Here is a 6,627-nt window from a genome sequence, read left to right on the forward strand (position 1 = left end):
ACGTCTGCGCGCTGCACCGGCGCCGAAATCGCCCATTCGCTACGAAGATCCGGAAATCAGCGCATAAGCGGTAGTCAAGGTCGATTTCTGCTATTCGAACGGGGAGGGCTGTCGGATTTGACGTTCCGAGACCTTGATATGTCGGCTTAACCAATAACCGGCATTGAGGCGAAGAACGCTGCTCGTCGACCGGGCATGTTCAGCGGCTGGATCGCTCCAATCCCCAGTCAATGGATATCGGGTCAATGACGTAGATGTCCGGGCCCATCGAAATCGCGCCGTTCGGGCACTCGGGCTCGCATACGTCGCAATTGTGACAAAACGTCTTGCTGCTCATGGCTAGGCGTGCTATCTGAACTTTGCGCGCTGCAAAATCTGCAACACCTGTGCAACTCAGCCGCAACTCAAAAACGTGGATTTCGGGGAATTCTGCACGACCGTGCGGAAGGCTGAAAAGCTATAATGTATCGTTTTTTCTAGGAAAGTTGGTGGCAGTATGGCTTTGATGATTACCGACGAGTGCATCAATTGTGCACTGGTAAGAAGCGCTCTGGAATACGCTGGAGAGGTTGTAGCGTCAACGCCAGCATCTTGCTAGATCGACTTTTACGGTGACGTAGTCCTGATCTGTTGTGAAAACGCGACATGAAGAAGGCGAAGGCTTAGAAATAATTCGGCGTAGGTTTTGGCGTGGGTTTGTGCGCGAAGGCTCATCCGACAAGGCAGATTCATTGCTTCGAAGATAGTGAGTACCTTCTGGTGGTATTTCCGGTGGTATGTTCAACGTTGCCTCGGATCATAAACCTTACCCACCAGGCCTTGCGAAGCGATATGCCAGTCCGGCCTCAGCACCAACTCAAATTCCGGTTTATTCCCGAGAACTCTTGAAACCCGCGATAGCACAAGGCTTCGCGGGTTTTTCATTTCGTCGTATCCCGGTCGCGGCCGACTGAAGCCGGCGCAAGTCGGGGCAACATCGGGGACACGCACGGATGCGTGTCCTGCTCCTGCCCCGGAGTTGCCCCCATGCCGCTGACCGACACCACGATCAAGAGCGCCCGGCCTGCCGAGAAGCCGGCGCACTAGATCCGTCGGACATACCGCTCCGAAACGACTGAGCGTCGCTGGATCCATGCGACGGCAAGCTCCAGCGCTTCATCGCGTGCCTCCCGGGCGTTGGCGAAGTCCCCATCGACGCCGAGCGTGCGTATTTCGCCGGCCCGGTCGGTGACGATGGCTGCTGATGCGTAGCGGCCCTTTTCGGTGGCGGTTACCACCGGCCGAACCTCGCAGCCGTGATATTCCATGACATTGTCCGTTTGCATATGACACCTCCTACAGAGCGTGGCGTCCGAAGCGAACCCGGCGATACGGGACCTGCCGTTTGAACGGACGCGCACGGCGTGCCGCGTGGCACCGCAGGCCAGGGGACTCCGGCAATGCGCGAGGACGCCATCACGACGGCTGTCGCCGCTGCGAGGTTATCGGGAGGCCCCGGTAACCTCGCGCCTGCGCGTCACGGCGACGACGGCAAGCTTGTCTTTGCGATCGCGCAGCCATTCAGCCTGCGCGTCCGGGCACCACGATATCCGTCGTGGAGCCACCCGGTACGGAAGGCGTCTCCGTGCTTTCCGCACCGCTGTTGCCGGTGATCTTCCGGTTTCGGCGTGGTGTGCCGCTCGGGTGGAGCGCGTCGAGGAACGTTCTGCCCTCTTCGGTCAGGTACACGCGGCGTGCGCGTCCGGCGCAATGTTCCAGTATGACCAGTTGGCGTTCGAGCAGCGCGTCGAGCTCGGCGCGGTTCATGTCGAGCTGGTCCGGCGCCTGGCGAACCAGCATCAAGGTCGCAAATTCGTGTGGACTGAGCATTGCCGTCTCCCGTAAAACATGGTCCCGAATGGAGGGGAACGGTGCAGAAAAACGACACGTAGCGCTGGCCGCATCGCATCGCGCTTCGGCTGCGCGTGTCCTTTCCAGGATTCCTGCGTGACATCGGACACCGGGGCCGCCTGCGCCTGGTTCGCGGCGGCGGCAGCGCGCTCGCTGCCGTCCATGCTTCTGACCTGCAGCCGCTGACATGTCAGTGGGCCTTGATTTCGATGCGCCGCGGGCGCGCCTCGTCGCGGCGGGGGATGGTCAGCTTCAGCACCCCGTCCTGGAGGTTCGCCCCGATCTTCGACGTATCGAAGTCCGGTGACAGCGTGAACGTCCGGGCGAAGTGCGGTTCGCGGATCTCGGCATGCTGCAGCCGCAGATTTGCCGGCGTCGGTACGACCGCCTCGGCCTCGATCGAGAGGCTGCTGTCGTGAACTTTGACGTCCAGCTTGTCCTTCGTCACGCCGGGCAGATCGGCCCACAGCGTGACGCCCTGGCTGTCCTCGTATATGTCGACGGCCGGCACGAGTGTCACTCGGCGCACGGGCTGTTCGGTTTCGCGGCGTGCGACCGCTGAAGAGTCGCGTTCCGCCAATTGGGTCCTGTCATTCATGATCGGCTCCTCGGATTACTGGACTGTGATGGCGCGTGGCTTGGACGATTCGCGCTTACCGACGCTAATTGACAGGCAGCCGTTCTCGTAGCGCGCCTGAACCTTGTCGGGATCGGCGGTGTCGGGCAACTCGATGACGCGCCGGAAGGCGCCGGCAAAGCGCTCCTGCGCATAGGTGCGCCTCTCAGTGTCGGTGTCGGGTTGGGGCGATTGGCGTTCGCCATTGATGGTCAGCAGCCCTTTGTCGATCGACACATCGAGCGCGGCGGCATTGACGCCGGGCGCGAACGCGACGATCTCAATCGAATCGTCGGTCGCGCCGATATTGACCTGCGGGAAAGTGCCGAACCGGCTGGCGCGGATGCTGGACGGGAAACCGCCGAAGAGTTGCGCCATCTGCTGCTGCAGGCGGTCGAACTCGCTGAAGAAGTCGGTTCCGAAGTAAAGATCGCTCATGATCGTATCCTCCTCGAATGCAGCCGGGAGGCGAACGGGCCTACGCGCTCCAGTTCGCCTGCCGGACTGCTGGCAAACAAATCGAAACACGCAGCGCGCGGGCTGAGGTGGCGCGCGCGTCTGTCTGAGCGAAAATTAAGATAGGATCTCTACCGAAAAGTTCAAGTGACTACGGCGGATTTTTGCACTTGAAATTTTTGTGTCGGATCCTATTATCGCGGCGAATCGGGATTGCGTTGCGGAGGAGGCGACCATCGCGAATGACCGCGGCAATCGCACGGGGACATGATGCGCTTGCACAGCCGGCCCATCGTGCTCGAAGGACTGAGCGCGGGTGGCAGGGAGACTTATCACGAGACGAAGCCGACCGGCGACCTGCTGACTGATTTCACTCAGGCGTCCTCGGATACGGTGCCCGCCATCCGAGGAACGGCAAGCGAAGCGGTCAGTGGAAGAACAGCTCCCGCATGCCGAAGGTATGACGCGCCTCGGCAGCCATCAGCACCATCAGCACCAGCAGGCACAGGGGCGGAATCAGGATGGCGTACACCAGCGCCAGCCGTTCCCACATCATGTGCATGAAAATCGACACGATCAGCCCGGCCTTGGCGATCATGAGCACGACGATCAGCGTCCAGCGCAGCACACCCTGCACGTGGAAGTAATCCACCATGTACGACATCGTGCTCAGTACGAACAGCAGGGCCCAGATCTTCAGGTAGATGCTGATCGGATGCTGCTGGCCGTGCGCGGCATCGGGTCGATGGGCGGGATCGGTGTGGTCCATGATCTGCCTCACCACAAATAGAACAGCGCAAAGATGAACACCCACACCAGGTCGACGAAGTGCCAGTACAAGCCGGCAATCTCGACGATCTGGAAGTTGCCGTGCTCGGTGAACCCCGGCTGCAGGATCTTGCGTGCGATCAGCAGCAGGTAGATCACGCCGCAGGTCACGTGAAAGCCATGGAACCCGGTGATCATGAAGAAGCACGCGCCGAACTGCGCCGCGCCCATCGGGTTGCCCCAGGGGCGGATACCTTCATGGAAGATCAGCTTGCTCCATTCGAGGGCCTGCATCGATACGAAGGTCGCGCCGAGCAATGCGGTCGCCAGCAACAGGGCGGCGGCGCGCGTTGCGTTGCGCCGGTAGCCGAAGTTGACCGCCATCGCCATGGTGCCGCTGCTGGTGATCAGGATGAACGTCATGATGGCGATCAGCAGCAAGGGCACATCCACGCCGCCCACCGTGAGCGCGAACACCCTGGACGTGTCGGGCCACGGCACCGTGGTCGACATGCGCACCGTCATGTAGCCGATCAGGAAGCTGCTGAAGACGAAGGTGTCCGAGAGCAGGAAGATCCACATCATCGCCTTGCCCCACGGCACCTTGAAGGCTTCGCGATCGGCCGACCAGTCCGTGACGATGCCGCGCCAGCCGTCTGGACCGGCGTCGGTCGGCGTGGTGGGGGATTCGGTGGGGAGCGTGGGCGAGGTCATGGCGCGGCTCCATACAGCGGCCCGCAGACGGCGGCGACGAACTCGGGGGTGAGCCACCACATGGCCGCCAGCAGCGCGAGCCAGACCGCCAGCAGGAAATGCCAGTAGATTGCGCACAGCGAGATGGCGCGCTGGATCCGGAAGAGATCCGCGCGCTGGAGAAGCGCGAGCGTCACGGCCCACGCCACGAGCCCGCCGAGCACATGCAGCCCGTGCAGACCGGTGAGCAGATAAAGGAAGCTATTGGAAGGATTCACGGTGACGGTCTGCCCGGCCGCCGACAGCATGCGCCAGGCGACCAGTTGCCCGATCACGAACACGGCCGCCAGCACACCGCCGGACACCAGCCACGCCGCGCGGTGCATGGTCAATTGCCGGGCACGCTGCATGGCAACGCTTGCCAGCACCAACGCGCCGGTGTTCCACCACAGCAGTGCCGGATGAGGAACCGGCTGCCAGTCGGGCTCGCGCATGCGCATGGCATAGGCGAGCAGCAGCAGTGAAAACAAGGTCGTTGCCACCGCCATGAAGACGATCAGGCCGATGCGGCTCGCATTCGGCAAGACAGGCGGCGCGTCAGGAACGAAGGGGCGGGGCAGGGCGGTCATTTGCGTGCCTCGCCAGGCTGAAGCGTCGGGTGGGCCGGTTCGGGCGCCGTCGCAGGCGGCTGGTTTTGCGGGACGAAATCTTCCTCGATCCCCGGCGGGCTGTATTCGTACGCCCAGCGGTAAACGACGGGCTGCGCGGCGCCCCAATTGCCGTGCGCGGGCGGCGTTTGCGGCGTCTGCCATTCCAGCGTGGTGGCCCGCCACGGGTTGCCGTCGGCACGCTTGCCGTGCACCAGGCTCCACGCCAGATTGAACAGGAACAGCAATTGCGCCGCGCCGACGATCAGCGCAACGACGGTGATGAACGTGTTGAGCGTCTGCGCCGAATGGGGAATGAAGCTGTAGCCCTCATATGCGTAATAGCGCCGCGGCATGCCCAGGATGCCGAGATAGTGCATCGGGAAGTAGATCAGATAGGTGCCGACGAAAGTGACCCAGAAATGCACGCGCCCGAGCGTATCGTTGAGCATGCGCCCGGTCACCTTCGGATACCAGTGGTAGATGCCGCCAAACACCACCAGGATCGGCGACACACCCATCACCATATGGAAGTGCGCCACCACGAAGTACGTGTTCGACAGCGGAATGTCCACGCTCACGTTGCCGAGGTAAAGACCGGTCAGCCCACCGAGGACGAAAGTGCTGATGAAGCCGACGGCAAACAGCATCGGCACGTTCAGGTGGATATCGCCGCGCCACAGCGTCAGCACCCAGTTGTAGACCTTGAGGGCGGTCGGGACGGCGATGATGAGCGTGGTGGTGGCAAAGAAGAAGCCGAAGTATGGATTCATGCCGGCGATGAACATGTGGTGCGCCCAGACCACGAAGCTCAGCACACCGATGATGACGATGGCCCACACCATCATCCTGTAGCCGAAGATGTTCTTGCGCGCATGCGTGCTGATGAGATCCGACACGATGCCAAAGGCCGGCAGCGCGACGATGTAGACCTCGGGATGCCCGAAGAACCAGAACAGGTGCTGGAACAGCAGCGGGCTGCCGCCGGCATGCTTGAGCGTCTGCCCCATCGACACCACGGCCGGCATGAAGAAGCTGGTGCCGAGTGTCTTGTCGAGCAGCATCATCACCGCCGACACGAACAGCGCCGGAAACGCCAGCAGCGCCATGATGGTCGCGATGAGGATGCCCCACACGGTGAGCGGCATGCGCATCAGCGTCATGCCGCGCGTGCGCCCCTGCAGCGTGGTGGTGACGTAATTCAGGCCGCCCATCGTGGCCGCGACGATGAAGATCGCCAGCGACACCAGCATCAACACGATGCCCCATTCCACGCCCGGCGTGCCCGGCAGGATGGCCTGGGGTGGATACAGCGTCCAGCCCGCGCCGGTCGGGCCGCCTGGCACGAAGAAACTCGCCACCAGCACCAGCACGGCCAGCAGGTAGACCCAGTAGCTCAGCATGTTGAGGAACGGGAACACCATGTCGCGCGCGCCCAGCATCAGCGGGATCAGGTAGTTGCCGAAACCGCCGAGAAACAGCGCCGTCAGCAGGTAGACCCAGTAGCTCAGCATGTTGAGGAACGGGAACACCATGTCGCGCGCGCCCAGCATCAGC

The 6,627-nt window shown here is 62.2% G+C and carries 8 protein-coding genes and 1 pseudogene; all 9 read right to left on the reverse strand.

Annotated elements, in window-relative coordinates; all coding sequences use genetic code 11:
* Window positions 1-238: 238 nt before the first annotated feature.
* Window positions 239-337: pseudogene (locus KH616_RS19445) on the reverse strand (4Fe-4S binding protein); the annotation flags it as partial.
* Window positions 338-1,082: 745 nt separating this feature from the next.
* A complete protein-coding gene (locus tag KH616_RS19450; RefSeq protein ID WP_292249769.1) occupies window positions 1,083-1,325 on the reverse strand; it encodes a hypothetical protein in 243 nt (80 codons plus the stop codon).
* Between the two features lie 235 nt (window positions 1,326-1,560).
* Window positions 1,561-1,869 (reverse strand): hypothetical protein, encoded by a 309-nt coding sequence (locus KH616_RS19455; protein ID WP_292249770.1) that lies wholly within the window; start codon window positions 1,867-1,869, stop codon window positions 1,561-1,563.
* Window positions 1,870-2,080: 211 nt separating this feature from the next.
* On the reverse strand, window positions 2,081-2,488 hold the full coding sequence (locus KH616_RS19460; RefSeq protein WP_292249771.1) for an Hsp20/alpha crystallin family protein: 408 nt from the start codon (window positions 2,486-2,488) through the stop codon (window positions 2,081-2,083).
* Between the two features lie 15 nt (window positions 2,489-2,503).
* On the reverse strand, window positions 2,504-2,944 hold the full coding sequence (locus tag KH616_RS19465; RefSeq protein ID WP_292249772.1) for an Hsp20/alpha crystallin family protein: 441 nt from the start codon (window positions 2,942-2,944) through the stop codon (window positions 2,504-2,506).
* Window positions 2,945-3,389: 445 nt separating this feature from the next.
* Complete coding sequence (locus tag KH616_RS19470; RefSeq protein WP_292249773.1) at window positions 3,390-3,731, reverse strand: cytochrome C oxidase subunit IV family protein; 342 nt, start codon at window positions 3,729-3,731, stop codon at window positions 3,390-3,392.
* 8 nt (window positions 3,732-3,739) lie between these two features.
* Complete coding sequence (locus KH616_RS19475) at window positions 3,740-4,444, reverse strand: heme-copper oxidase subunit III family protein (protein ID WP_292249774.1); 705 nt, start codon at window positions 4,442-4,444, stop codon at window positions 3,740-3,742.
* A complete protein-coding gene (locus KH616_RS19480; protein ID WP_292249775.1) occupies window positions 4,441-5,052 on the reverse strand; it encodes a cytochrome oxidase subunit III in 612 nt (203 codons plus the stop codon). Before KH616_RS19480 ends, KH616_RS19475 begins: the two co-directional genes overlap by 4 nt.
* Window positions 5,049-6,627 (reverse strand): cbb3-type cytochrome c oxidase subunit I (locus KH616_RS19485; RefSeq protein WP_292249776.1); only part of this gene is annotated, 1,579 nt, incomplete at its 5' end. The genes KH616_RS19485 and KH616_RS19480, both read right to left, overlap by 4 nt.

Origin of the sequence: Burkholderia sp. (assembly GCF_018375725.1) — a bacterium.
GTDB lineage: Bacteria > Pseudomonadota > Gammaproteobacteria > Burkholderiales > Burkholderiaceae > Burkholderia.

Excerpts from the sequence above, each read along its gene's own strand:
- KH616_RS19450 (WP_292249769.1), bottom strand. The coding sequence starts at position 1,325 with ATGCAAACGGACAATGTCATGGAATATCACGGCTGCGAGGTTCGGCCG.
- KH616_RS19455 (WP_292249770.1), bottom strand. The coding sequence starts at position 1,869 with ATGCTCAGTCCACACGAATTTGCGACCTTGATGCTGGTTCGCCAGGCG.
- KH616_RS19460 (WP_292249771.1), bottom strand. The coding sequence starts at position 2,488 with ATGAATGACAGGACCCAATTGGCGGAACGCGACTCTTCAGCGGTCGCA.
- KH616_RS19465 (WP_292249772.1), bottom strand. The coding sequence starts at position 2,944 with ATGAGCGATCTTTACTTCGGAACCGACTTCTTCAGCGAGTTCGACCGC.
- KH616_RS19470 (WP_292249773.1), bottom strand. The coding sequence starts at position 3,731 with ATGGACCACACCGATCCCGCCCATCGACCCGATGCCGCGCACGGCCAG.
- KH616_RS19475 (WP_292249774.1), bottom strand. The coding sequence starts at position 4,444 with ATGACCTCGCCCACGCTCCCCACCGAATCCCCCACCACGCCGACCGAC.
- KH616_RS19480 (WP_292249775.1), bottom strand. The coding sequence starts at position 5,052 with ATGACCGCCCTGCCCCGCCCCTTCGTTCCTGACGCGCCGCCTGTCTTG.